Source organism: Pontixanthobacter luteolus (assembly GCF_947494915.1).
GTDB classification, from domain to species: domain Bacteria; phylum Pseudomonadota; class Alphaproteobacteria; order Sphingomonadales; family Sphingomonadaceae; genus Pontixanthobacter; species Pontixanthobacter luteolus.
Genome location: NZ_CANLWR010000001.1, coordinates 1,682,017 through 1,705,902 on the forward strand (window position 1 = coordinate 1,682,017; position 23,886 = coordinate 1,705,902).

General features: G+C 59.3%; 23 protein-coding genes and 1 other RNA gene. 9 read left to right on the forward strand and 15 right to left on the reverse strand.

Going from position 1 to position 23,886, the window contains the following annotated elements:
- Positions 1 to 49: 49 nt before the first annotated feature.
- The 3 genes from PO778_RS08215 to PO778_RS08225 all read left to right on the forward strand — a co-directional run bounded on the left by PO778_RS08215 (position 50) and on the right by PO778_RS08225 (position 4,478).
- Positions 50 to 2,761, forward strand: a complete 2,712-nt coding sequence (locus PO778_RS08215) for a valine--tRNA ligase (protein WP_271439215.1) — start codon at positions 50 to 52, stop codon at positions 2,759 to 2,761.
- A gap of 212 nt (positions 2,762 to 2,973) precedes the next feature.
- A complete protein-coding gene (locus tag PO778_RS08220) occupies positions 2,974 to 3,708 on the forward strand; it encodes a 7-carboxy-7-deazaguanine synthase QueE (RefSeq protein ID WP_160730428.1) in 735 nt (244 codons plus the stop codon).
- Positions 3,708 to 4,478 (forward strand): hypothetical protein, encoded by a 771-nt coding sequence (locus PO778_RS08225; RefSeq protein ID WP_271439216.1) that lies wholly within the window; start codon positions 3,708 to 3,710, stop codon positions 4,476 to 4,478. Before PO778_RS08220 ends, PO778_RS08225 begins: the two co-directional genes overlap by 1 nt.
- A 15-nt stretch (positions 4,479 to 4,493) precedes the next feature.
- Here PO778_RS08225 and PO778_RS08230 read toward each other — a convergent pair whose 3' ends face one another.
- From PO778_RS08230 to PO778_RS08250, 5 genes are all read right to left on the reverse strand, one after another.
- A complete protein-coding gene (locus tag PO778_RS08230) occupies positions 4,494 to 6,311 on the reverse strand; it encodes an ATP-binding protein (RefSeq protein ID WP_271439217.1) in 1,818 nt (605 codons plus the stop codon).
- An 85-nt stretch (positions 6,312 to 6,396) separates the two neighbouring features.
- Positions 6,397 to 7,155 (reverse strand): TIGR02186 family protein, encoded by a 759-nt coding sequence (locus PO778_RS08235; RefSeq protein WP_271439218.1) that lies wholly within the window; start codon positions 7,153 to 7,155, stop codon positions 6,397 to 6,399.
- Positions 7,152 to 8,066: a sulfite exporter TauE/SafE family protein gene (locus PO778_RS08240; RefSeq protein ID WP_160730431.1), complete on the reverse strand. Its 915-nt coding sequence runs from the start codon at positions 8,064 to 8,066 to the stop codon at positions 7,152 to 7,154. Before PO778_RS08240 ends, PO778_RS08235 begins: the two co-directional genes overlap by 4 nt.
- Before the next feature lie 45 nt (positions 8,067 to 8,111).
- Positions 8,112 to 8,699: a hypothetical protein gene (locus PO778_RS08245; RefSeq protein WP_271439219.1), complete on the reverse strand. Its 588-nt coding sequence runs from the start codon at positions 8,697 to 8,699 to the stop codon at positions 8,112 to 8,114.
- A 548-nt stretch (positions 8,700 to 9,247) separates the two neighbouring features.
- Positions 9,248 to 10,657, reverse strand: coding sequence for a glycosyl transferase family protein (locus PO778_RS08250; RefSeq protein ID WP_271439220.1), 1,410 nt, complete (start codon positions 10,655 to 10,657; stop codon positions 9,248 to 9,250).
- A gap of 105 nt (positions 10,658 to 10,762) precedes the next feature.
- Here PO778_RS08250 and nhaA point away from each other — a divergent pair, with 105 nt between their 5' ends.
- Positions 10,763 to 11,989 (forward strand): Na+/H+ antiporter NhaA, encoded by a 1,227-nt coding sequence (gene nhaA / locus PO778_RS08255; RefSeq protein ID WP_160730434.1) that lies wholly within the window; start codon positions 10,763 to 10,765, stop codon positions 11,987 to 11,989.
- Between the two features lie 41 nt (positions 11,990 to 12,030).
- Here the strand turns inward: nhaA and PO778_RS08260 are convergent, their stop codons facing one another.
- Entirely contained in the window at positions 12,031 to 12,468 is a 438-nt protein-coding gene (locus PO778_RS08260) for a VOC family protein (protein WP_271439221.1), read from the reverse strand.
- Positions 12,469 to 12,562: 94 nt separating this feature from the next.
- On the opposite strand from PO778_RS08260, the gene PO778_RS08265 reads away from it, so the two are divergent.
- Entirely contained in the window at positions 12,563 to 13,312 is a 750-nt protein-coding gene (locus PO778_RS08265; protein ID WP_271439222.1) for an SIMPL domain-containing protein, read from the forward strand.
- Positions 13,313 to 13,378: 66 nt separating this feature from the next.
- Here the strand turns inward: PO778_RS08265 and PO778_RS08270 are convergent, their stop codons facing one another.
- The gene (locus tag PO778_RS08270; RefSeq protein ID WP_271439223.1) at positions 13,379 to 14,284 is read right to left on the reverse strand and encodes a TorF family putative porin; all 906 of its coding nucleotides are present in this window, start codon (positions 14,282 to 14,284) and stop codon (positions 13,379 to 13,381) included.
- A gap of 270 nt (positions 14,285 to 14,554) precedes the next feature.
- Here PO778_RS08270 and PO778_RS08275 point away from each other — a divergent pair, with 270 nt between their 5' ends.
- Both PO778_RS08275 and PO778_RS08280 read left to right on the forward strand, forming a co-directional pair.
- Positions 14,555 to 15,361 (forward strand): metallophosphoesterase family protein, encoded by an 807-nt coding sequence (locus PO778_RS08275; RefSeq protein WP_160730437.1) that lies wholly within the window; start codon positions 14,555 to 14,557, stop codon positions 15,359 to 15,361.
- The gene (locus PO778_RS08280) at positions 15,358 to 16,668 is read left to right on the forward strand and encodes a UDP-glucose dehydrogenase family protein (protein WP_271439224.1); all 1,311 of its coding nucleotides are present in this window, start codon (positions 15,358 to 15,360) and stop codon (positions 16,666 to 16,668) included. Before PO778_RS08275 ends, PO778_RS08280 begins: the two co-directional genes overlap by 4 nt.
- Positions 16,669 to 16,671: 3 nt before the next feature.
- Here PO778_RS08280 and PO778_RS08285 read toward each other — a convergent pair whose 3' ends face one another.
- From PO778_RS08285 to PO778_RS08315, 7 genes are all read right to left on the reverse strand, one after another.
- Positions 16,672 to 17,460 (reverse strand): TspO-related membrane protein, encoded by a 789-nt coding sequence (locus PO778_RS08285; RefSeq protein WP_271439225.1) that lies wholly within the window; start codon positions 17,458 to 17,460, stop codon positions 16,672 to 16,674.
- Between the two features lie 43 nt (positions 17,461 to 17,503).
- A complete protein-coding gene (locus PO778_RS08290; protein WP_271439226.1) occupies positions 17,504 to 18,157 on the reverse strand; it encodes an aquaporin in 654 nt (217 codons plus the stop codon).
- 71 nt (positions 18,158 to 18,228) lie between these two features.
- An RNA gene (rnpB, locus tag PO778_RS08295) (RNase P RNA component class A) lies at positions 18,229 to 18,630 on the reverse strand.
- 47 nt (positions 18,631 to 18,677) lie between these two features.
- The gene (locus tag PO778_RS08300; RefSeq protein WP_160730440.1) at positions 18,678 to 19,043 is read right to left on the reverse strand and encodes a carboxymuconolactone decarboxylase family protein; all 366 of its coding nucleotides are present in this window, start codon (positions 19,041 to 19,043) and stop codon (positions 18,678 to 18,680) included.
- Between the two features lie 87 nt (positions 19,044 to 19,130).
- On the reverse strand, positions 19,131 to 19,766 hold the full coding sequence (locus PO778_RS08305; RefSeq protein ID WP_271439364.1) for an N-acetylmuramoyl-L-alanine amidase: 636 nt from the start codon (positions 19,764 to 19,766) through the stop codon (positions 19,131 to 19,133).
- Between the two features lie 65 nt (positions 19,767 to 19,831).
- Positions 19,832 to 20,491, reverse strand: coding sequence for a histidine phosphotransferase family protein (locus tag PO778_RS08310; protein WP_271439227.1), 660 nt, complete (start codon positions 20,489 to 20,491; stop codon positions 19,832 to 19,834).
- Positions 20,492 to 20,619: 128 nt separating this feature from the next.
- Complete coding sequence (locus PO778_RS08315; protein ID WP_271439228.1) at positions 20,620 to 21,015, reverse strand: M67 family metallopeptidase; 396 nt, start codon at positions 21,013 to 21,015, stop codon at positions 20,620 to 20,622.
- Between the two features lie 17 nt (positions 21,016 to 21,032).
- On the opposite strand from PO778_RS08315, the gene PO778_RS08320 reads away from it, so the two are divergent.
- On the forward strand, positions 21,033 to 21,977 hold the full coding sequence (locus PO778_RS08320) for an RluA family pseudouridine synthase (RefSeq protein WP_271439229.1): 945 nt from the start codon (positions 21,033 to 21,035) through the stop codon (positions 21,975 to 21,977).
- A gap of 135 nt (positions 21,978 to 22,112) precedes the next feature.
- Entirely contained in the window at positions 22,113 to 23,015 is a 903-nt protein-coding gene (rpoH, locus tag PO778_RS08325; protein ID WP_160730444.1) for an RNA polymerase sigma factor RpoH, read from the forward strand.
- Positions 23,016 to 23,071: 56 nt separating this feature from the next.
- On the opposite strand, the gene PO778_RS08330 is transcribed toward rpoH, so the two are convergent.
- Positions 23,072 to 23,806: a helix-turn-helix domain-containing protein gene (locus PO778_RS08330; protein WP_271439230.1), complete on the reverse strand. Its 735-nt coding sequence runs from the start codon at positions 23,804 to 23,806 to the stop codon at positions 23,072 to 23,074.
- Positions 23,807 to 23,886 lie beyond the last annotated feature (80 nt).

Below are 23,886 nucleotides of genomic sequence, written 5' to 3' on the forward strand. Positions count from 1 at the left end.
CATACAAGCCGTTGCGTGCGCCGGTTGTCGCTGGCAAAGGCCGGTCACTATGACCACCGAACTCGCCAAGACATTCGATCCGGCTGCCATCGAGCAGCGTTGGTACCAGCACTGGGAAGAACAGGGGCTCTTCCGTCCCGAGCGTCCCGATGCGCAGCCCTTCACCATCGTGAACCCGCCGCCAAACGTCACCGGCAGCCTGCATATCGGCCATGCGCTGGACAACACGCTGCAGGATATCGTGATCCGGTACGAGCGGCTGCGCGGCAAGGATGCGCTGTGGGTGGTCGGCACCGACCATGCGGGCATCGCGACACAGATGGTGGTCGAACGCCAGCTGGAAGAGAAGCAGGACAAACGCACCAACTACACGCGCGAGGAATTTGTCGAGAAGGTCTGGGACTGGAAACGCGAAAGCGGCGGCACCATCACCACCCAGTTGCGCCGCCTTGGCTGTTCGATGGACTGGAGCCGCGAACAATTCACCATGGACCCGCATTTCAGCGAGGCCGTGCTCAAGGTCTTCGTCGATCTGTATAATGACGGGCTGATCTACCGTGATAAACGGCTGGTCAACTGGGACCCCAAGCTGAAAACCGCGATTTCCGATCTCGAGGTCGAGACGCAGGATATCAAGGGCAGCTTCTGGCATTTCAAATACCCTCTGGAAGACGGCGTGACGCTGTCTGACGGGCGCGACTATATCGAGGTTGCGACCACCCGCCCCGAAACGATGCTGGCCGATATGGCGGTTGCCGTGCACCCGGATGATGAACGCTACGCCAGCGTTGTCGGCAAGCATGTCGTGCTGCCGATTACCGGCCGCAAGGTTCCGATCGTCGCGGATGAACATGCCGACCCCGAACTGGGCAGCGGCGCGGTGAAGATCACGCCGGGTCACGATTTCAACGATTTCGATGTCGGCAAGCGCGCAGGCTTTGCCCCTGCCGATATGCTCAACATGCTCGATGCAGAGGCCAATGTTTGCCAGACGGCAGACGGCCTGGTGCCTGACGAGTTTCTTGGCCTGCACCGTTTCAAGCGCGACGGTATGGACGGCGCGCGCGAACTGGTGATCCAGCGCCTGAAGGAACAGGGTTACCTGATCCCGCACATCACCAAGACGAAAAAGGGCGAAGAGGTCGAACTCGACGCGGAACCGCGCACAATTGCCACCCCGTTTGGCGACCGCGGCGGCGTGGTGATCGAACCATGGCTGACTGACCAGTGGTATGTCGATGCCGCGAAACTTGCGGTCGCGCCGATGGAAGCTGTGCGAAACGGCGACATCGAGATTATTCCGCAAAGCTGGGAAAAAACCTTCTTCCACTGGATGGAAAACATCCAGCCGTGGTGCATTTCCCGCCAGCTGTGGTGGGGGCACCGGATTCCAGCGTGGTTCGACGAAAGCGGCAATGTGTTCGTCGCCATGTCCGAGGAAGAGGCCCAGGCAAAGGCTGGCGAAGGCGTTACGCTGAAGCGCGACGAAGACGTGCTCGACACGTGGTTCTCCTCCGGCCTGTGGCCATTTGCCACGCTCGGCTGGCCCGACGAAAACGCGCCGCTCTATCAAAAGCATTATCCCAACGACCTGCTGATTTCCGGCTTCGACATCCTGTTTTTCTGGGATGCGCGGATGGCGATGCAGGGGATGCATCTGACCGGTCAGGCCCCTTGGAAACGGCTGTATCTGCACGGTCTGGTCCGCGCGGCAGACGGCTCCAAAATGTCCAAGTCGAAAGGCAATGTGGTCGATCCGCTGGGTCTGATCGATCAATATGGCGCCGATGCGCTGCGGTTCTTCATGGCGGCGATGGAAAGCCAGGGCCGCGACATCAAAATGGATGACGAGCGGGTCAAGGGATACCGCAATTTCGCGACCAAGCTGTGGAACGCGGCCCGTTTTTGCCAGACCAACGGCATCACCGCGTCGGCCACCATGGAAGCGCCCGCCGCGACCAGCGCGGTCAACCGCTGGATCATTGGCGAAGTTGCCGGAACGCTGACGAAACTGGATGCGGCGATGGCCGATCTGCGTTTCGATGCGGCGGCCAACATCATCTACCACTTCACATGGGACACATTCTGCGACTGGTATATCGAACTGATCAAAGGCAATTTTGACGAGGAAACGAAGGCTGTTGCCGGCTGGGTCCTCGATCAGATCCTGGTAATGCTGCACCCGTTCATGCCGTTCGTCACGGAAGAGCTGTGGAATGCACAGGGCGACCGCGCAAACTACCCGCTGATCACCGCCAAATGGCCCGAATTTGCAGCGGGTGTCGATGCCGATGCCAAGTCCGAAGTCGAATGGCTTACCGGTCTGACCAGCGCGGTTCGCGCCGCCAAGAACGAGCTTGGCATTCCGCCGGGGCAAAAGCTGGAAGCATATTGCGAGGCACCCAGCCCGCTGGCCGCTGATGCAATTGCCCGCAACAGCGCGGCGATCGAACGGCTAGCCCGGATCAGCGCGATCCATACCACGCACCCGCCTGAAGGGCCGGCAATGCAGATCGGCGCAGGTTCGGACACGCTGGCAATCCCGCTGGAAGGCCTGATCGACATCGATGCGGAAAAGGCCCGCCTGACCAAGGCTCTCGAAGTCTCTGCCAAGGAAGCAAAATCGCTCGAAGGGCGGCTGGGCAACGCCAACTTCGTCGAACGCGCAAAGCCCGAGGCGGTGGAGAAGGCCAAGGCCGACCACGCGCATCACAGCGCCGAAGTCGAACGGCTGACTGCGGCGCTGGAACGGCTGGGATAAGGCACGGTGTCGGTGGCGGTATTTTCCTACCCCGCCGATATCTGGCACACCGCGACCATGGAATACGCAGCGACACATTTCGGGGCAAGCTTCTGGCGCACTGCCAGGCGCATTGGCAGGCGCATTGACAGGCGCTCTGGCAGACCCGGTATTTTCTGCCTCAGAACCGTGTTCCATGTGTTCCATTCTGTAGGGTTTGCCGGGGGTGAGCCGTGCAGCTAGTCCTCGCCACACAGGCGCCGGGGGAGCCAGAAATCTTTGCCTCTGTGCAAGGCGAAGGCCCTAGCGCCGGGTCGCCCTGCACCTTCGTCCGGCTGTCGCGCTGCAATCTGGCGTGCACATGGTGCGACACCGCCTACACCTGGCATTTCGAAGGCGATAACCGCCCGCACCGCAATGCTGAAACTTTCGAACGCAAGGCGAACCAGATCACCCTGAAGGTGGCAGATGTAGCCGCGCGAATTGAGGCGTTGGGACAAACCCGGCTGGTCGTGACCGGCGGCGAACCCTTGCTGCAGGCCGCAGCGCTGGGTGAATTGCTCAAACTGCTGCCCGACATGACGGTAGAGATTGAAACCAACGGCACCACCACCGCGCCCGGCCATGTCGATGTATGGATCGACCAGTATAACGTCAGCCCGAAACTGGCACATAGCGGCAATCCGGCGGAACTGGCGCTGATCCCCGAACGGCTGCGCAGTTATTCGCTGGACGAGCGGGCGTTCTTCAAATTCGTCGTCGCCTCGCCCGGCGATGTTGATGAAGTGGCTGAACTGGTGCGCACGCACGCGCTGCCCCGCCAGCGGGTATTCCTGATGCCGGAGGGGACCGACAGCGAGACAATTCGTGCCCGCGAACAATGGATGACGCAGGCCTGTCTCGATCATGGTTTCCGCATGACCGACCGGCTGCACATCCACCTGTTCGGCGATACAAGGGGGACTTGATGAGTTATCTTTCCGAAGCATCCGGTTCGCAGAAAGTCGGCTTTTTCATCGCCGTTGTAATCGCTGGACTGATGGCACGCTTTTTCTGGGCCGGCGGGATCGAGGAATATTTCAACCCGTCCAAGCAGGTCGAAAACCAGATTGTCGAGGTGCTTGAAGCGCGACCGGGCGATCTGGCCGTGCTGCGGGCGATGGAGCAATCCTTTCCGCTGCAATATGACGAACTGCTCGAAGCGATGACCGATGCCGGGATGCAAAACGCCCCGCCGGAAATGGTGATCGAAGCTGGCAGCAGGCAATTGGGCCAGTTCATGGCCAGCCATCGCAATGATTTTGCTGCTGCCCCGCTGCCTTCACTTGATGCGGTCGCCGGCAAGGAACGCGAATTGCTGGCATCGCTGCAGCGCGACGAGCCTGTCTACTGCGCCGATTACCTGTTCGGCACGCTGATCCCCTCGGACCCGCTGTCGCAGGAAAGCTCGCGATTAATCGGAGAAACCGCAGCCGCGCGTGTCCAAGCGATGGCCGCCGGGCGCGCTGACCAGCAGCTGCGGCTCGATATTACGCCCGCCATTCTGGACGGCCTCGCAGATACGATGAAAGACGAAGGCGCGAGCGCTCAGCAATTGGCAGTGATCTTCGGCGACGCGGATTCGTCCACGCTCAGCGCTGAGCAGCAATGCGATTCGGCATTGCGGATGCTTTCCAGCATCGAGAGCCAAACGGACACGCGGCGAGCCTTGCTGATCGGCAAGATGCTCGCCCGGTAAGGTGCCCTAGGAGCCCTAGACCCCCTGACTGCGCCAGCGCTGGACGGTGCGGTAAACCGCCTCTTCCTCGCCTCCGCTGCCGGTCCAAAGTTCAACAAAGCTCGGGTCTTCGGATGCCGGCCGTTTGATTTCCTCGAGGTTGTCGAAACTGACCCGGATCGGGATGGCCACACCCTCGCCGCAGATGATGCATTCGCGGTTGCGCAAGGCCGGGATCGAATCGAGGAAACCGCGCGCACCTTCGGGCATTGCAGCCTTCACGAATGCCTGGTCACGGTCGTTGTTGAGACGCATGGAGATGATCGTGCCGCACTGCGACAGCACGCCTTCGGCAAGGTCAGAAGGACGCTGGGTAATCAGGCCCAGCGAGATACCGTACTTACGGCCTTCCTTCGCGATCCGGCCAAGGATGTTGCCGACCGACGAGCCATCAGCGTTCTTCTCGTTTGGAACGTATCGGTGGGCCTCCTCGCATACGAGCAGGATCGGACGGGTCTTTTCGTCGCGGCCCCATATCGCAAAGTCGAACACCAGCCGGCTGAGAACCGCAACCACGGTGGATGTGATGTCCGACGGCACGCCCGAGACATCGATAATCGAAATCGGTTTGCCATTGCCGGGCATCCGGAACACCTTGGAAATGAAGTCCGCCATCGTGTCACCCACGAGCATGCCGGAGAACATGAACTGGTAACGCGGATCGCCCTTCAGTTCCTCAAGCTTGTTCTTGATGCGCATATACGGCGCGGAATTGGTCGCTTTGTCCAACTTGCCCATCTGGTCCTGAATTGCGCCGGAAAGGTCGGACAGAAGATAAGGCACCGGCGAATCGACGGTGATCTTGCCCATCGTTTCGGCCAGGCGGTTCTTGTTGCGTGCCACCAGCAGGCAGCGCGCCAGAATATCGGCGTCGATCTGACGTTCGTTGCCGCGCGAAGTAAGCAGCACCTCGCAATGTTCTTCGAAGTTCATCAGCCAATAGGGCATCTGAAGGTTCGTCACGTCGAGGATCTGGCCATTGGTTTTGAACGCTGCGGAATATTCCCCGTGCGGATCGATCATTACGATGTGACCATCGGGCGCAGCTTCGCAGATGCGGTGCAGGATAAGCGCGGCGCTGGTCGATTTACCGGTACCGGTCGACCCGAGCAGTGCGAAATGCTTGCCCAGCATCGCATCGATGTAAACGCCGGCGCGAATGTCCTTGGTCGGATAAACCGTACCGATCTGGATATTCGAACGCCCATCGCTGGCATAAATCTGTTTAAGATCGGAAGTGGTCGCCGGATAGATAAGCGCGCCAGGCACGGGATAGCGGGTCACGCCGCGGCGGAAACCGTGAATCTTGCCGGTCAGCTTCTCTTCCTGTCCTTCGCCGAGGAAGTCGATATTGGCGATGATTCCGCCGTTGGAGCGGCGATCCTGCCGTTGGTTGCGGACGTTTGCGAGCAGCCAAGCATCACCCACGCGGATCTTGATCTGGCTACCAACCTGCCCGGCCAGTGCGATCGATGGATCTTCGTCCTGCATGCACTGGTTTAGACGTTCGAGATCCAGCGCGATTTGCGAGCCTGAGCCCGCGATTTCCAGAACGACACCAATTGGCTGTTTGGCGTTGTCGGACCTTGCAGCTGGCTTTGCGGGTGCCGGCTGAGCAGATGGCTGCGCAGCTGGACGCTGGGCCGCCGGTTGCGGCGCGTTATTGGGCGCGGGCTGCGGATTTTGCGGAGCCTCTGACTGAGACTGAGCAGCCCCACCCGAATTCGCGTTTGGCGACGCTGCCGACGTTCCCGCCTGCGGCTGCCTGAAATTGTGATTACCCAATTCGCCCATGGTGTGCGCCCAGTTCCCGTTGTGTTTCGGGATACGCGCTAGCGCGAAAGGGGTTAATATCGGGTCAACTGCCCGACCAGCGGACTTAAATCAGCGCGAATAACCGGCCGGCGACCCATCCCATGAAGATCGAAAGACTGACGGCAAGCAGTCCGTACCAGAACTCTTGTTGCTGCGAAAACAGCTCTACAAAGCGTTCAAACCCGACCTTCTTGACTTCGACTTCAGCAATAGCGGAGGCGATTACGCGGCCGCGTGTAATGGCGAAAGTTTCCGCAGTATAGGTTCCCGTCTGCACATTCGACGGCAAGGAAATCCGTGCCTGATAGAGCACCTGCTCGCTGATGCGGACGCCCTCCATCGACTCCTTGTACAATCCCTGCCGCTCTCGCAGATCGACCAGCCCTGCCGTGAAGCGGGCCTGTTCTTCCGGATCGATGGTGCCGCTGGGGGACAATTGTATGTAGTCAAGCCCCAGTTCATAAATCGCTGCGGTTCTTTCATCGACAATATCTGCAATCCGCGCGGAGGAAGACGCCACGGCGAAGAACGAAGGGGCCGAGCGGAACGCCGTGCTTTCAGCGTTCATCCAGATCGGGCCAATGCGTTCTTTTTCGCGCAGACGGATCGGTTCCGACGGCCCTTTGAGGATCACAACGATGTCGTATTTTCGGCCAGCCCGCTGACCCGACGGGTCCAGAATGGCGCCAAACAGAATGAGCTCTGTCCCGGTAAAGCCCTGCCGCACCTGCACCTCGTGCTGGGACACCTCCGGCACGAGGATCGGGTCACGCTGCGCGCTCAGTGCAAAAAAGCACAGGATTATCAGGAACACCCGGATCATAGCGGCGACACCGTGTAAATCTCGTCCGGTTGAACACCCAGTCCGAAAAGCATTCTGAGCGCGACAAGCAGAACGATCACCGCGAGCGCAAGGCGCAACCATTCAGGTTTGACCTTCTGCGCCACCTGCGTGCCGATCTGCGCCCCGGTCACAGAGCCGAGCAGGAGAAACGCCGCCAAAACAATGTCCACCGCCTGGGTTGTCAAAGCGTGCATCATTGTAGTCGCCATGGTCACGAACAGAATATTGAACAGCGACGTACCGACCACGACACCCGCGCTCATGCCGAGAATGTACAGCATGGCCGGAACCAGAATGAAGCCGCCGCCAACGCCCATCAGCATGGTGAGAATGCCTACCAGAATGCCGAGAATGAGCGGCGCGAAGGGCGAGATATACAGACCGGAGCGATAGAACCGCCAACGCAGGGGCAATGCGGTCACCAGCGGGTGATGCCGCCGCTTCGGCGCGCTGCGCGAGGTAGATCCCTGCGCTGGCCGGATCGATTCCATCGCTTCCTTCGCCATCAGAGAACCAATGGTCCCCAGCATGACGACGTAAAGAATGTTGATCACAACATCGATCTGACCGGCGGCTTGCAAGAAGCGGAACAGGATCGCCCCGATCCCGGCGCCGAAAATACCACCGACAACGGTGACCCCGCCCAGCTTGTAGTCAACGCCCTTGCGTTTACTGTGAGCGAAGACCCCGGACACGCTGGCACCGGTAACCTGGGTAGAAGCCGACGCAGCCGCAACCGTTGGCGGGATACCATAAAAGATCAGCAATGGCGTTGTGAGAAATCCCCCGCCGACCCCGAACAGGCCGGACAGGATGCCGGTCAGCATACCCAAAGCGACGATCCAGATGCCGTTCACCGACAGGTTCGCAATGGGCAGATAAAGATCCATGGCCCGCCCTACCGCACGCGTGCGGCAGGTGAAAGGTGAAACGGTTCAAAATCCGGTCGAAAGCGTGACTGCGATTCCTGAATCGGGCTGCGCGTCTCCGGCCGCTCGGTGCCTGTAGTCCATCGATAGTCGCACAGGGGCCCGGTCGAGATTGAAATTGGCACTGATGCCAGGTCCGGCATCGAGCCTTTCGGCACCCTCTTGCGCCCCGCCCCATACACCGGCGCCCAGCCTCAGTTCAGCACCGCCGACCTGCGCCAACTTGTGATCTAGCCTCACTTGCCCGTCGACAAAGGCGGTTTCAAAATTGCCGCCGACATAGCCCGCTTGGACATATGCCTCAGCCCGCAGGCCAAGCGGCAATTGCGCTGGCGGCAGCTCGGTCACGGCAAATACGGCTGGCCGGATCTCCGTGCCAGACGCATTGCGCGACAACCTTGCTTCGGCATGGAGCGCCACCGGGATCTGCGGCACCGGCCGTGCCGCGGCTCCAAGCGCAATATCGCCCTCCTCGCCTTGGGAAATTGCCTTGGTGACCCGCGCATAGGCAACGGGCTTATAGCTGCTGTGTGGATCGAGCCGGTACCGCATGACTGCGCCGACCTGACTGCCACCATAACTCGGTGCCAGCACGCCTGCGGCTGTCGGGAGGCCATCTTGAGAACGGAAAAATGCCCATCCATCGAATGACCAACGCTTGTCACGCTTACTTGCGCCTCGGACAGAATTGGGTCGAGACAAGTCATTCCTTTTGGCCGGCTGCGAGACCGTTAGTGAATTTTGCACGCTTGTTAATGTAGCTCTGCGCGGCGCCTCAGTTGCAGATGCTGGCGAAGCAACCACTGACGGCAGTCGCAAGCCCATAGTTTCTGGAGCGGGCGCGCTACGGGAATTTCGGATCAATTTGCGGTCCGCGCTCACCTGCACGCGAGAAACGGCGTTGGAGATGCGGCGCACCGTCTCTGTGCCAACTGCGGTATCAGATGCCTCGTCATCGTTTGCCTTGCGGGTATTAGCCGCGATCTCAGGCCCGGCCAACCGCACCGCCGCAGCGTCGCCCGCCGCCCCATCCGCCGGATCAAACGGAGAATGCCAAAGCGTCACACGCAAAGCGATCCACAAGGCAAGCACTGCGGCCAGCGCCACGAGCGGCGCACCCTTGCGCCGCACCCTGATGTTAGTCATCGGCTGCCTCTGCCTGCTGCAAGTACTGCCGAGTGCGTTGCAGGGTGGGCCGAATGGTCGGTCTTGTCCCAGCGCGGCGCCTCTCCGGACAGTGTCGCCACATAAGCCATCAAGGCACGGCGGCCAGCCATGATCGCGATGATGTTTGCAACCGGTATCCGCAAGATCGCGAGCAGCCCCTCGCCTAGTCCATATTCACGCGCCGTGAATGCAAAACGCCACACAGCACGCCATGCAAAACTGATGAAGTTCAGCGCCAGCACTGCACGCAACAAGGCATTCAACTCCATCGATGGACCTTGCCAGAAAGCATTGAGCGCCCAGACAATCGCTGAAAGCACCAGCAGCAAATATGCCGCCGCCAGCACCAGAGCCGTGAACGGGCCGCGCCTGTCACGCAAACGCATCCAGAATTCACTGGGCTTCCCGCTCCATCCGAGATGGTCCCACCCCTGAAAAGCGATGCCGTGCACCCAGCGCGTTTTCTGCCGAACGGCCTGATCGAGCTTGGCCGGAAAACACGCACGGGTTGCAATCAATCGGCCGTCTTCGTGCCGCATCCGCACGAACCGGCCACTACCGCCCAGTTCCGCGACCCCCAGGCCCAATTCGTAATCCTCTGTCAGACTGCCATCGGCGAAAGGTCTCTGACCGCCGTTTTGTGCGGCTAGCCGAGTCAGCATTGCTCGGGAGATCGCACATCCGACCCCGGCCAGAGGCATGCCCGCACCGAGCGCATCGCGAACCACCATGGCCTTGCCATGCGCCTCGGCGAACTCTTCACAGTAATGCCCGGCGATCCACGGTGAGGTCGGTTGCGGCTCCGGCAAGACCGGTAATTGGACGATGTCCGCCGTCTGCATCGACCGGTCAATCAGCGTCAAAGCCGCCGGATCGACCATATCCTCTGCATCATGCAACAGCACCATGCTCGCCTGCTTGCCCGTGCGCGCCTCGTCCGTCTGAAGCGCGGCATAGAGGCTGTTCAGACAGTCGGCCTTGGTCGTAGGTCCGGGTTTGGGCTGAACCACAATTCGCAGCCGCGAGTCGGTTCCGCCTGCAACCGCAGCAGCAGCGAGAGTTGCCGGGTCGTTGTCATAACAGCCGACATACATGCGCAGCTGGCTATGCGGCCACACCGCCAGTGCATGACGGATCGTTGTGCCGATAACCGCGGCTTCCTGCCACGTTGGTATAAAAACCGCTGCCGGGCCGCTTAATTCCAGCTCGCTTTCATGTTCAGGCGCGAGGGTCTCCGTCCGCGCCCGGCCTGTCAGTTTCAGCCAAATCCAGGCGAAATCGACAGTTATTTCATCCAAAGCCCCGATAAGAAAAAAAGCGCCCGCAAATAACAAAAGCTCTTGCTGGACCAGTACAAGCCATTCGGCCCCTGAATATTCGATCAATGCTTGTCCGACCCCCGGAAAGTGAGGTCCTCATCACAAATACGCGTATCGGAGGCTGCCGGGCCTTGCAACGGAGAAAAGATTGGGGGATGGGGCACAGCAGACATGGCCCAAACAAAATTACCTCTTCGCTCCGTCTTTGCCCCTGTACGCGCGCTGTTCGTAAGCGACGCCTCGGCAGGCGTCCTGCTCATCCTTGTGGCAGCCGCCGCCATGCTGGCTGCGAATTCTGAACTGGCATCGGAATACAGCTTGCTGTTCAACGGCAAGCTCGGATGGACCCCGATCCCGAAACTCGACACGCTCCACTATTGGATCAACGATGGTTTGATGGCGATTTTCTTCTTCGTCGTCGGCCTCGAGGTTAAGCGGGAAATCATTTGCGGGCAGCTGTCCTCGCCTGAGCAGCGGCGTCTGCCCATACTGGCCGCGATTGCAGGAATGCTGGCACCGGCCGCAGTTTATGTATTCATCGTTGGCCCAGATTCCGAACTGACCCGCGGCTGGGCCATCCCGGCCGCGACCGACATTGCCTTTGCAATGGGCGTGCTCGGCCTGCTTGGCAGCCGTGTTCCGGCTTCGCTCCGCCTGTTCCTGCTGACGGTTGCCATCGTCGACGATATCGGTGCCGTCATGGTGATCGCGGCGTTCTATACCGCCAATATCAAGATGGCCTGGTTGGTCGCTTCGATTGTCGTTGTCGGCGTGATGATGGCGATGAACCGCATGCATGTCAGCCGGATTTTCCCATATATTCTGGTCGCTCTGGTGCTCTGGTTCTGCGTACTCAATTCAGGTGTTCATGCGACGATTGCGGGCGTAGTTGCCGCGCTGACCGTCCCGATGCACCGCAAGGACGGGAACAGTCTGCTGGAGAAGATCGAACATGGCCTTGCCCCGTGGAGCGCCTATGCGATTGTGCCAATCTTCGGTTTCGCCAATGCCGGCGTGAACTTGAGCGGGATCGGTATGGACAAGATGCTGGATCCGTTGCCGCTGGCAGTTGCAGCGGGCCTCGTGTTCGGCAAGCAGCTGGGTATTTTCACGATCATCGTGCTGGCTGCAAAGGTTGGCTTCGCCAAACCGCCAAAGGGTGCCAGTTGGGCTGAAATCTGGGGCGTTTCCGTGCTGTGCGGGATCGGTTTCACCATGTCGCTGTTCATCGGCGAACTTGCCTTCACCGGATCTAACGAAGCGGCTCGCCTCCTCAGGGACGAAGCCAAGATTGGTATTCTGGCCGGATCGGTTATCTCGGCAGTGCTCGGCTTCGTGATCCTCAGGCTCACCACCGAACATCCCAATGATCGCAGCGCGGAACCCGATCCCGCCTGATCAAGATCCTGTTACCGGCCAGATGAATACCGCCGGGAGCCTCACCAGCTCCCGGTGTTTTCCATGCTTGCCCAAGGTTCCTGCTCGGGCAAATTGCCGTCCTGCAAAAGCTCGACAGATATCCCATCTGGCGAACGCACAAACGCCATATGGCCGTCACGCGGCGGGCGGTTGATCGTGACCCCAGCATCCATCAGGCGCTGGCACGTTTCGTAAATATCATCGACGCGGTACGCGAGGTGGCCGAAATTGCGGCCGCCTTCGTATTGTTCGGGTTCGCTGCCGTCTTCTGCGGGCCAATTGTATGTTAGCTCGACCTCAGCCACGCCTTCCTGTCCGGGCGCCGCGAGGAAGATCAGGGTGAAACGTCCCGCCTCCACATCGAAGCGGCGGACTTCCTCGAGACCAATCAGCTTGAAAAAATCGACCGTCGCATCCGGATCGGTCACGCGGATCATGCTGTGAAGATATTTGGTCATCGCTGGTAAACTCCATTCGTCGCTATTCAAGCACAGTTCATCGTCAGATGGTATCCCAAGCTCGGTCGCCAGAACCGCAACTGGGAGGACATGAATGACTGATATCAGTGAAACACCCACCGCCGCCACCACCTTCTGGCGGGATTCCGAAAATCGCCGATGGATAGGCAGTTCGGCGATAATTGCCGCCGGACTGATCGCGGGCGGCTTCCTACTGGGCGACGGGCTTGTCCGCGCGAAGGACGCTGACCGGTCGGTCACCGTGCGCGGCCTCGATGAACGCGAAGTGGTGGCCGATCTCGCGACCTGGACAATCTCTTATTCCGCCACGGCTTCCAACCTTCAATCGGCCCAGTCGGGGGTCGACCGCGACAGCGAAGCTATCCGGAAGTTCTTCAAGGAAATCGGCTTTCCAGAAAACGCATTGGAGCCGACCGGCGTCAACGTGAATTACTATACCGACAACGGCGTGCCGCGTTACACGGTCAGGCAGCGTATGACCTTGCGGAGCAAGAACATCGAACTGGCCCAGAAGGCCGTCAAACAGCAGGTCGATCTGGTCCGCAGCGGTGTGGTTCTGGAAGACGGATCAGGCATGTCTTACACCTTCACCGGGTTGAACGACGTCAAACCGGAAATGGTCGCAGCTGCAACAAAGGACGCACGGGCTTCTGCAGAACAGTTCGCGAAAGATAGCGGCGCCTCTGTCGGCAGTATCCGCAAGGCGACCCAAGGCTATTTTTCGATCAATGCACGCGACGGAGATGGCGGCGGATGGGGCGTAAGCGATACGCCCTATAAGAAGGTCCGCGTAGTCACGACCGTCGATTTTTCACTGGAATAGCAGGCAAAAAAGGGCCCGCGCCTCCCCCTAAGGCGCGGGCCCTTTCGTATAGCCCAAGTGGGCGAATTACATGCTGTAGGACAGCGTGAAGAAGAAACCGGCGTCGGTGAAATCTTCGAATGACGGGCCCTGCGTATCGACGTAGTTCACGCCGAGGCTCAGGCTGTCGGTAACCGCGTAGGATGCACCGAGCCCCCAGTCGAAGGACGTTCCGTCCGTATCGGTCGAGAACACGCCGTCGGTATAACCGAGGTGTGCGCTAAGACTGACCGGAGTGTCGGGAATGCCAACTTCGAAGTCTGTGTAGACGTAGATATTGTCGCTATTACCGAGCGAGTCCTGATCCCACGCATAGGCCGCGCCCAGCGTTGCGCTGACCGGACCAAGCGTCGTCGAAATCGACGCGTAGGGTTCGAAGTAATCGGTATCTACGCCTGGAATGTCGCCAGTCGGATAGATGTAATAGAGCAGACCGACATCGAAGGTCAGACCTTCGGCTACGTCGCCGCTCCAACCGCCATATACGTCAAGCTCCAGCTCGCCGAATGCACTACCGCCGGAAATGGTGGACGCCCAGGTGCCGACATAGAAACCGCTCGAATGGCCCAGATCAATGCCGCCTTGCAGCGCGATATCACCGTCGGAGAAAGATACGCCGCGGAAACGGTAGTCGGATACCAGCGCAACATTGCCGGACAGCTCGAGACCGCTTTCGCCGCCAACTTTGCTTTCTTTTTCAAAATTCACGTCTTGCGAGATACGGACCACTTCCTGTGCGGTCAGTTCAGGCATTACGGCGTTTACATCGATATCGGCGATATCGACTACGACGTCGGATGTGACAATGTCGGACGTGTTGATGACAGTTGTCTCGGCTTCGACAGCAATTTCAGATGCCAGAGCAGGCGCCGAGATCAGCGCAGTAGTAACAAAAAGACTTGCGGCGGTAAGGCCGCGGATGGACGTGAGCATGACAAACTTCCTTGGTTTGTTGGGTTGCTTCGTCCCACCTGCATAAACACCGGCCGCGTTCTTTTCGATGTGCGGTCTCGTGCGAATATGTAATTATCTTGCAGGCCAATGCTGCGCCGCACAAGTCTTATTACGAGATTTTCGAGAAGCCGTCAGAATGTGTGGATTTTCTGCACCAATTGCGCGACACTTAAGCCTCGGTACAGCGATTGCGGCCTAACCCTCTCTCCCCTATGCGCGCCATCAACCAATCAGGAATCAGAGTTTTCAATGTTCGAGCCGTTCCGCAATATCTTTAAAGGCAAATCGGGCCCTCGCGGCGCACGGTTGCCCGAAGGTGAGCGTGCCTATGTCATCGGCGACATACACGGACGTGCCGACCTGTTCGAAGTGCTGATCAAGGCAATCGAGGAGGATGACAAGCAAGCCGGACCTGCCGAAACAACCGTCATTCTTCTGGGTGACCTGATAGATCGTGGGCCGGACAGCGCAGGCGTGATCAAGCTCGCCCGGTTATGGACTGATTACCGCAAAGTCCTTTTCCTGACCGGCAATCATGAAGAGATGTTTCTGGATTCGTTCAAGGACGAAGGTGTGCTGCGCCATTTCCTGAAGCATGGCGGCCGCGAAACAATCATCAGCTACGGCGTTACCAAAAAGGAATTCAACAATTCCACGCTGGAGCAATTGCAGGACCTGCTTCGCGAAAGAGTGCCAAAGGGCGACCGCAAATTCCTGAAAAGTTTCGCCGACATGATCGAAATGGGCGATTATCTGTTCGTCCACGCCGGAATCAATCCGAAACGGACGGTCGACGAACAGAAGCGCAGCGACCTGCGGTGGATCCGCGAACCCTTTCTGAACCACAAGGACCAACATTCTCACGTGGTGGTTCACGGCCATACAATATTTGAAGAAATCGACGAGCGTCACAACCGCATCGGGATCGATACCGGCGCATACCGCCATGGTGTATTGACCGCACTTGTGCTGGAAGGGGACACCCGCCGTTACATCCAGTCCGTCGAGAAGAAAAAGGGCGGGATTCAGATCGTGAAAAAGGACGAAGTCGCATGAAAATCGCCATGGTGGGCTCAGGCTATGTAGGTCTGGTATCGGGTGCCTGTTTCGCCGATTTTGGACACGATGTTGTCTGCATCGACAAGGATCAGTCGAAGATTGATCGCCTGCATGACGGGGTCATGCCGATTTACGAGCCAGGCCTTGCCGAACTGGTCGGCACGAATGTGAAGGCCGGCCGCCTGTCGTTCACAACCGATCTGGCAGAGGGGATCAAGGACGCTCAGGCTATCTTCATCGCGGTCGGCACCCCTAGCCGCCGCGGCGACGGGCACGCCGACCTTTCCTTTGTCTATGCAGTCGCGAAGGAAGTTGGTGAAAGCCTATCGAACGATGCAGTGGTCGTTACCAAGTCCACTGTGCCAGTCGGCACCGGCGACGAGGTCGAACGTATCCTGCAGGATAGCGGCACGAGCCACAAATTCGCAGTTGTATCCAACCCCGAATTCCTGCGTGAAGGCGCTGCGATTGGTGACTTCAAGCGTCCTGATCGCATCGTGATCGGTGCGGAAAGCGAGTTTGGGCGCGAGATCATGCGCGAAGTTTATCGCCCGCTGTTCCTGAATGAATCGCCAATCCTTTTCACCAGCCGCCGCAGTGCGGAACTGATCAAATATGCCGCCAACGCATTCCTTGCGACGAAGATCACCTTCATCAATGAAATGGCTGATCTGTGCGAAAAGGTGGGCGCGGATGTCCAGGATGTCAGCCGCGGAATTGGCAGCGACAACCGGATTGGGTCCAAATTCCTGCACGCAGGCCCGGGTTATGGCGGATCGTGCTTCCCCAAGGACACGCTCGCCCTGTTAAAAACCGCTGAGGATTATGAAAGCCCGGTCCGCATCGTCGAAGCGGTGGTCAAGACCAACGACACGCGCAAACGTGCGATGGGCCGGAAGGTTGTCGACGCTCTGGGCGGGCCTGACCACGCGCGCGGCAAAAAGGTCGCGCTGCTTGGCCTCACCTTCAAACCGAACACCGATGACATGCGCGACAGCCCGGCAATCGCAATTGCGCAGACTTTGCAGGACGCCGGGGTGACCGTCGATGCATTCGATCCTGAAGGTATGGAAATCGCGAGGCCTTTGATGCCCGGCGTGAATATGAAAAACGATCCCTACGCCGCCATCGAAGGCGCGGATGCGATTGCAATCGTTACCGAATGGGATGCGTTTCGTGCCCTTGACCTGAAGCGTGTGCGCGAGCTTGCAAAGGCCCCGGTCCTAGTTGACCTGCGCAATATATATCAACCGTCAGATGTCCGTGCAGCAGGCTTTGAATATTCCAGCATAGGCCGCGAATAAACGTCAGAGGCCGAGCCACCGCTTCCGGTTCGGTGCATCTGGCAATTTCGCGGCAGCGGCGAAAATCACCAGAACTGCGGACAGGATTGCTGCATAGGTTATCAGCGGGAATTGCTGCCCGCCCTGATAATGTATGGCCAGCATCGCCCACAGGATAACCGCCGCATACCAGGGATTCCCGCGGCTGCGGAATGTCGCAGCGGCGCCAATGATCCCGGCGACCAAGACAATGGCTGCAGCCAGCAACGGATATTCACCGCCGCCGCCAACGCCATGATATTTAAGCGCAGCGGTTATGTTGACGGTTGAGGCGACTGTCAGCCATGCCGCCAGAGCGCTGAATGTTAATCCCGCAATCCATCTCTCGCCAGCTGTGAATTCGCGTTCGTAATTCACCAAATGCCTTAGCGCCGCCAACAGGCAAACCAGCGAGCAAAGGATAATGACCGCAGAAATCGCCGTCAGGTTCGCAAACTGGGTGTATGTCGCCCACAGCCCGTTCGCTGCAGTCGCTCCGGCAGTGTACCATCCGATGCGTGCCAGCAGGGTATTATTCCGCTGCGAGGGAAGCGCTTGCCAGATCGCGTAGATCACGCAGCCCAGAAATAGCGGCCCCCAAATAGCAAATGCCCAACCTGCCGGCACGACCAGTGAGCGGATTGCATCCGAACGCTCACCTATCTGCTCCCCAAAACCGAGGTTCGGCAAGAAAGTCGCTCCGATCTGGAACGCGACGGCCAGAATAATGGCGAACCGCTGCGCGGCGCTGCGAGGGGATGATACTGTGTTCATGCAGGTTAAACACGCCCCGCGCCGACCGGTTCCGTCGCTGCGGTTAGTCCGTATCTGCGTAGAGAACCCGGAAAGTATAGACCGCCACTATGGCGCCGGCGAGCTGCGCAGCGATAAAGCCCAGCACATCGGCGGGTGAGATTCCCGCGAAGGTGTTCGAAAGGCTTCTGGCCACGGTGATCGCAGGATTGGCGAAGCTGGTCGAAGAGGTGAACCAATAGGCAGCTGAAATATACAGCCCGACACTGGCAGGCACCCACGCCTTGCTGACCTTGATCGTGCCCAGAATAGTCAGAACCAGTCCAAAGGTGGCGATAAATTCGCCCAGCCATTGCCCGGTTCCGGTCCTTGGCTTGATCGAATACTGCCACACCGGCAGATCGAACATGACATGAGCGGCCCAGACACCGGCAATCCCAGCGCACAGCTGAACCAGAACGAACAGCAGCGCTTCTCGCGTTCCGATTTCGCCCCCGATGCGGAAGGCCAGCGTTACCGCTGGATTGAAATGTGCACCCGATATCGGCCCCAGCATGGCAATTAGCACGGCGAGGATCGCGCCCGTCGCCAGAGTATTGCCGAGCAGCGCGACCGCAACATTTCCGCCGGCCAGCCCCTCCGCCATGACGCCTGATCCCACGACACAGGCGAACAGGAAAAAGCTGCCGATTGCTTCGGCCAGTAGGCGCTGTTTCATGATGTCCGAAATCCCCATCAACCGTTTCGGCGGCCGCTATAATCAAGCCGGAGCCGGATGACACAGATAAATTTGCCAGGGGGCCTGTAAGCCGGGTTCTGTCCTGCAGCCGGTTTGCTTACGCACCAGCGCTGCAGGGGCAGCCATTCCTCTAGGCGGCGGATTGCTCCGCCGCTCAAGCAGCCAACCCGGGCGATCACGGTCCGAAACAGACCTGCTGACTAGCAGCGCGCCGCCCCTATTTGGCCTTGCTCCAGGTGGGGTTTACCATGCCGCCATTGTTACCAATCGCGCGGTGCGCTCTTACCGCACCCTTTCACCCTTACCCCTTGGCCGAGGCCTCGGGGCGGTTTGCTCTCTGTGGCACTTTCCCTACGGTCACCCGCGGCGGGCGTTACCCGCCACCATCGTTTCGCGGAGCCCGGACTTTCCTCGCGGAGACAAAGTCCCCCCGCAGCTGCCCGGCCCCCTGGCAAAGCCCATGTAAGACCGCCCTGCCCGATTGGGAAGCGCTTTGCTGTTATTCGGCAGCTGCATCCGAGTATTGATCATACGCCTCAAGCGCCTGCGCTGCGTACATCGCACTGGGCCCTGCGCCCATATACACAGCCAGCCCCAGTGTTTCGGCGATCTCTTCGCGGGAGGCGCCATGCTTGCGCGCGCCTTCGACATGATAGGTGATGCACGGATCGCAGCGAACCGCGACAGAGATTGCGACCGCCAGCAACTCCTTGGTCTTTGCATCCAGTGCGCCGCCCTGATGCGCTGCACCGCCCATCTCGCGGAACGCCTTCATCACGCCCGGCGAACCCTTGTGCAGTTCCTTGATCGCCGGGATCAGGTTTGCGGCCATTCCCGGCCAGTCCTTGAATTCAGTGTGTGCCATTCGCTTGCTCCTTGCTTGCCCTGACCTTTAGGCGCGCGGTGTTCGGCGCGCTTTGACACAGATCAATTTGGCAATTTGTTGCAAGCTTTAGCGGGCGATACCCCGGTCACGGTCGAGCAAGAGCTGGAACAGGATCGCGCGCAATTCTCCGTCGATTTCACCGCTGATCCTGCGCGGCCGCCAGCGGCGCTCGAAAGCCTCAACCGCCTTGTGGCCATCGGTGATATCGTACCCGTACCGTTCCAGCGCGAGGTAAAACGCGCCGTCATTGTCGAACGGATCGCCCAGTTCGATCTTTGGCGTCGGGGTCGCAAGACCGTATTCCGCAAGCCTGTCCCATGGGAAAAGTTCCCCCGGATCGGTCTTTCGCGCCGGGGCCACGTCGGAATGCCCGACGATGTTGGCGCGCGGAATGTCATGGGTTTTCACGATCCGGTGCAGCAAAGGCACAAGCGCCTCTATCTGGGCATCGGCAAAGGGGCGATATCCCAGCCCGTGCCCGGGATGGTCGAGTTCAATCCCGATACTGGCCGAATTCACATCCTTGTGGCCGCGCCAATAGGATACGCCTGCATGCCATGCGCGTTTGTCCTCCGGCACCAGCAAGGTGACCTCACCCTCTTCCGATATCAGATAGTGGGCACTTACCCCCGCGTCGGCATCGCACAGCCGGTCCAGGGCTGTGCCAACCGGCTTCATTTCGGTGTAGTGGAGCACAACCATGGAAACGGGCAATTTCCGGTCGTTGAAATTGGGCGACAGCCGCGTGTGATGAACGAGTTCGTCGCTCAACCGATCAGACCCTCCGGCTGCGGCAACACTGCGCCCAGCACCAGGGCATCTTCGCCCAGTTGATATTGAAGGCCGCCGCCAGACCGCTCAGCCAGCATGGCGATCATATGTGCGGGTGCCGTACGGCTGGAAAGATCACGCGCTGCAAGATCACCTTGCAAAGCCTTGCCGATTGTTTCGTCAAACGCGATTTTCGGGCCGCTTGCGCGAACCACGATTTCGGTATTCCCGCTGCGCATTTCCGCACCGATATCGAGCGAGCCGCCGCGCACCAGCGTTTCCAGCGCAATATGCGCGAGGTTGAGCAGGACCTTCACCGCATCCTTGGGCAGTTTGGCCGCGTCCATCGCCCAATGGGCTTCCACCCGTTTAGCATTGGCGACAAGCGAATCGATAACCGACTTCGCTTCGCTCACTTCAACCATTTCGCCAAATCCGCCAGCAGCGCCGAACGCCAGACGGAAGAACTTGAGCTTGTCCGTGCTGGTCCGCGCGCTCTGTTCCAGCAAATCCATACATTGTTCGCGCATTTGCGGGTCGGTTTCGTCAGCCAGCAATTCCAGCCCGTTGCTCAGCGCGCCAACCGGGCTGAGCATATCGTGGCACAGCCGCGAACACATAAGCGCGGCAAGATCGAGGGATGCATCATCGTTCATAAAAAGCAGCTAATTCCTGACGGTATGGAACACTTGGAACACAGTCCTAGGGCAAAAATTCCCTGCCTGCATCCGTTCTTTGGACAGACCGAATGATTGGCGGGCACCAGCCGAACGGCGAGGCAGGTCTATCCCGTGATCGCCGCGTAGGAAAGTTCATTGAAACCAGTGCTTTCATCGCGCCAGAAGCGAATGTTTCCAGCCCCGATGATCGCCCAGATGCGCCCGTCATGGGCTGCCATGGCGGCATCTGTGGCGGAAGGAACGGCAACGCCATTAGGGTGCGAATGGTAGAAACCGGCAATGGCAGGGCCGCCGCCGCGTTCATCGCGGTAGGCCGAGATCAGCGCTGCCGGATCAATCTCGAAATGGGCCGCCGGCAGTGGATGGACATTAGCGGTGGGCACGGCGCCGATGATGGTATCACCGCTCCCCAACAGGATCCCGCAGCATTCCAGCGGAGCCGCCGATGCAGCAGCCGCCTTCATCGCATCCAAAACCTTGCTTGAGATATGCAGCGTCATCGCCCATCGGTTTAGCCATGAGCGAAAGCGAAGTCATCACCGGCACAATCGCCACATCCGGCAGGGTGGACAAATCGCTTGCCGAGGCGTCGGGCCTTTCGCGCGAACGGGTCAAGGCGCTGATGGCGCAAGGCGCGGTTACTATTGGCAGGACCGTTGCCAGCAATCCGTCTGCCAAGATGCAGGCCGGGGCGCATTTCACCATCGATGTCCCGCCAGCGGCAGAGGCAGGAGCGCAGCCTCAGGACATCCCGCTGGACGTGGTGTTCGAGGATGAGGACCTTATCATCATCAACAAACCCGCCGGGATGGTTGTGCATCCTGCTGCCGGGAACCCGGACGGCACGCTGGTCAATGCCCTGCTGCATCACTGCAAGGGGCAGCTTTCAGGAATTGGTGGGGTCGCCCGGCCAGGGATAGTGCACCGGATCGACAAGGATACTTCTGGTTTGCTGGTTGCAGCCAAATCTACTGCTGCGCATAAAGGGCTGGCAAGACAGTTTGCCGACCATTCGATCATGCGCCGCTATCTTGCTGTTTGCGGCGGGCATCCCAACCCGCCGGAAGGAACCGTTTCAGGACGGCTTGGCCGGTCCGATGCGAACCGCAAGAAAATGGCGGTTCTGGCGGACGATTCGAGCCGCGGAAAACACGCGGTCACGCATTACAGAACGTTGGAAAAACTCAGCCATTCCAGCCTGATAGAATGCCGTCTTGAAACAGGTAGAACGCACCAGGTGCGCGTTCACTGTGCGTCAATCGGTCATGCGCTATTGGGGGATCAAATATATGGACGGACACCCAGCGTTCTGCGGCCCATTCTTAAGCGAATCGGTTTCGCCCGGCAGGCGCTTCACGCAGCGTCGCTTGGCTTCGATCACCCGGTAACCGGCGAAAGGATGGAGTTTCACGCGGATCTACCGCCGGATATGCGGGAACTCATCGACGAAACCACTCGTTGAAATCGATGAAATGCCTGATGAAGGTGCTGCAAAACGCAAAGATTGCGTCTATATGTAACCAAGCGGCCCGAAATTGCGGATGCCCATCAGGGGTCCGGTAAAAGTGAGGCTGGCAACAGAAAGGTTAGGGAAGAAGTGAGCAACGTAACAAGTAAAGTCCCGGCCCTTGGCGGAGAGCAGAGCCTCAACCGCTATCTGGCCGAAATCAAGAAGTTCCCCGTTTTGACTGCAGAGCAGGAATATATGCTCGCCAAACGTTATGCGGAACACGAAGACCCCGAAGCAGCAGCACAGCTGGTGACCAGCCATCTTCGCCTCGTCGCGAAGATCGCGATGGGTTACCGCGGCTATGGCCTGCCGGTCTCCGACCTGATTTCAGAGGGCAATGTCGGCCTTATGCAGGGCGTCAAGAAATTCGAACCGGAACGCGGCTTCCGCCTCGCCACCTATGCAATGTGGTGGATCAAGGCGAGCATGCAGGAATTCATCCTGCGCAGCTGGAGCCTGGTGAAAATGGGCACGACCGCGGCCCAGAAAAAGCTGTTCTTCAACCTTCGCCGGATGAAGAAAGAGCTGGAAGCTTATGAAGATAGCGACCTGCATCCCGATGACGTGACCAAGATCGCTACCGATCTGGGCGTTGCGGAACAGGAAGTCATCAACATGAACCGGCGCATGATGATGGGCGGCGACGGCTCGCTCAACACCAAGATGCGCGGTGACGAGGAAGATGGCGGCCAGTGGCAGGATTGGCTGGTCGACGACCGCCCGCTGCAGGACGAAACAGTGGCCGATGCTGAAGAGGCAGAGGTTCGTCACGAAATGCTGATCGAAGCGATGGACGGGCTGAATGACCGCGAGAAGCACATTCTGACCGAGCGCCGTCTGACGGAAAATCCGCAGACACTCGAAGAGCTTTCGCAGGTTTACGATGTCAGCCGCGAACGCATCCGCCAGATCGAAGTGCGTGCATTCGAGAAGCTCCAGAAAGCGATGAAAACGATCGCCGGAGAGCGCCTGATGCCCACCGCGGCATAAGCCGGTCTGACAAAATCACACATTTACCCCGCCGGTAGCGATACCGGCGGGGTTTTTCATGTCCGCAAGCGGCAGAAATCCTGGTCGAGAGCGGTATTGAGGATGGCCCGGTAATCTTCGGCAAGCCGCTGCCCCGGTGTGATCAGGCCGAATTCCGCATCGGGTATCTGGCCGATCGGAACGAACGCAACCGGGCACGACACCGGCACAAGCTGAGATCCGGCACCGACTTGCAGGGTGGAAAGCAGGCCAAACATCCGCTTTTCCCGCGTGGCGCGGCCCAATACGATCAGCCGGTATTGCCCCGCCTCACTGGTCACAAGGTAGATATGGCCTGAAAGGTTTGGCATCGACACGAAGCCCGACTGTGCGAAGCTGCTATCCAGCCGCTCGCTTTCGCAGAATGCCAGATGCCCCTGCGCATCGTCCCACTGGATCTGCGTGCGATAGGCGTAGGTTGCCCCCTCGTCGCCAAAGCTGGCCCGAAGGGTGAGATAATCCCCTTCGATCCAGCGGACCGCCTGCCTGGCGTAAGTTCCCATGTGCGGCGGTGCGAGAGATGGTGCCTCGGTTCGTTGATGGCCCGGGCGGCGCAGCGATGCACCCAGTGCGTCCTCCAGCTTTACGATAGTTGCCAGCGTGAACGGGCGCCTGCCTGACAGGGCTTTTTCCAGTGTCGAAATGCTGACACGGGCGGTTTCCGCCAATCCCTGGCGCGAGATGCGGCGCCGCGCGATCTCCTCCCGCAGGCGCGCGGCCACTCCTTCATTGCTGAAACCCTGTTCGGTCATCGCCCACCCCATCATCGCTCTCCCTTTCCGTACATGTGCGGACGAATCCGTACAAACCCTCACTTAATCTCCGGCGAACC

Coding starts and splice junctions, on each gene's coding strand:
- PO778_RS08215 (WP_271439215.1), top strand. CDS start 50: ATGACCACCGAACTCGCCAAGACATTCGATCCGGCTGCCATCGAGCAG.
- PO778_RS08225 (WP_271439216.1), top strand. CDS start 3,708: ATGAGTTATCTTTCCGAAGCATCCGGTTCGCAGAAAGTCGGCTTTTTC.
- PO778_RS08230 (WP_271439217.1), bottom strand. CDS start 6,311: ATGGGCGAATTGGGTAATCACAATTTCAGGCAGCCGCAGGCGGGAACG.
- PO778_RS08235 (WP_271439218.1), bottom strand. CDS start 7,155: ATGATCCGGGTGTTCCTGATAATCCTGTGCTTTTTTGCACTGAGCGCG.
- PO778_RS08240 (WP_160730431.1), bottom strand. CDS start 8,066: ATGGATCTTTATCTGCCCATTGCGAACCTGTCGGTGAACGGCATCTGG.
- nhaA (WP_160730434.1), top strand. CDS start 10,763: ATGGCCCAAACAAAATTACCTCTTCGCTCCGTCTTTGCCCCTGTACGC.
- PO778_RS08260 (WP_271439221.1), bottom strand. CDS start 12,468: ATGACCAAATATCTTCACAGCATGATCCGCGTGACCGATCCGGATGCG.
- PO778_RS08265 (WP_271439222.1), top strand. CDS start 12,563: ATGACTGATATCAGTGAAACACCCACCGCCGCCACCACCTTCTGGCGG.
- PO778_RS08270 (WP_271439223.1), bottom strand. CDS start 14,284: ATGCTCACGTCCATCCGCGGCCTTACCGCCGCAAGTCTTTTTGTTACT.
- PO778_RS08275 (WP_160730437.1), top strand. CDS start 14,555: ATGTTCGAGCCGTTCCGCAATATCTTTAAAGGCAAATCGGGCCCTCGC.
- PO778_RS08280 (WP_271439224.1), top strand. CDS start 15,358: ATGAAAATCGCCATGGTGGGCTCAGGCTATGTAGGTCTGGTATCGGGT.
- PO778_RS08285 (WP_271439225.1), bottom strand. CDS start 17,460: ATGAACACAGTATCATCCCCTCGCAGCGCCGCGCAGCGGTTCGCCATT.
- PO778_RS08290 (WP_271439226.1), bottom strand. CDS start 18,157: ATGAAACAGCGCCTACTGGCCGAAGCAATCGGCAGCTTTTTCCTGTTC.
- PO778_RS08300 (WP_160730440.1), bottom strand. CDS start 19,043: ATGGCACACACTGAATTCAAGGACTGGCCGGGAATGGCCGCAAACCTG.
- PO778_RS08305 (WP_271439364.1), bottom strand. CDS start 19,766: ATGGTTGTGCTCCACTACACCGAAATGAAGCCGGTTGGCACAGCCCTG.
- PO778_RS08310 (WP_271439227.1), bottom strand. CDS start 20,491: ATGAACGATGATGCATCCCTCGATCTTGCCGCGCTTATGTGTTCGCGG.
- PO778_RS08315 (WP_271439228.1), bottom strand. CDS start 21,015: ATGACGCTGCATATCTCAAGCAAGGTTTTGGATGCGATGAAGGCGGCT.
- PO778_RS08320 (WP_271439229.1), top strand. CDS start 21,033: ATGAGCGAAAGCGAAGTCATCACCGGCACAATCGCCACATCCGGCAGG.
- PO778_RS08330 (WP_271439230.1), bottom strand. CDS start 23,806: ATGACCGAACAGGGTTTCAGCAATGAAGGAGTGGCCGCGCGCCTGCGG.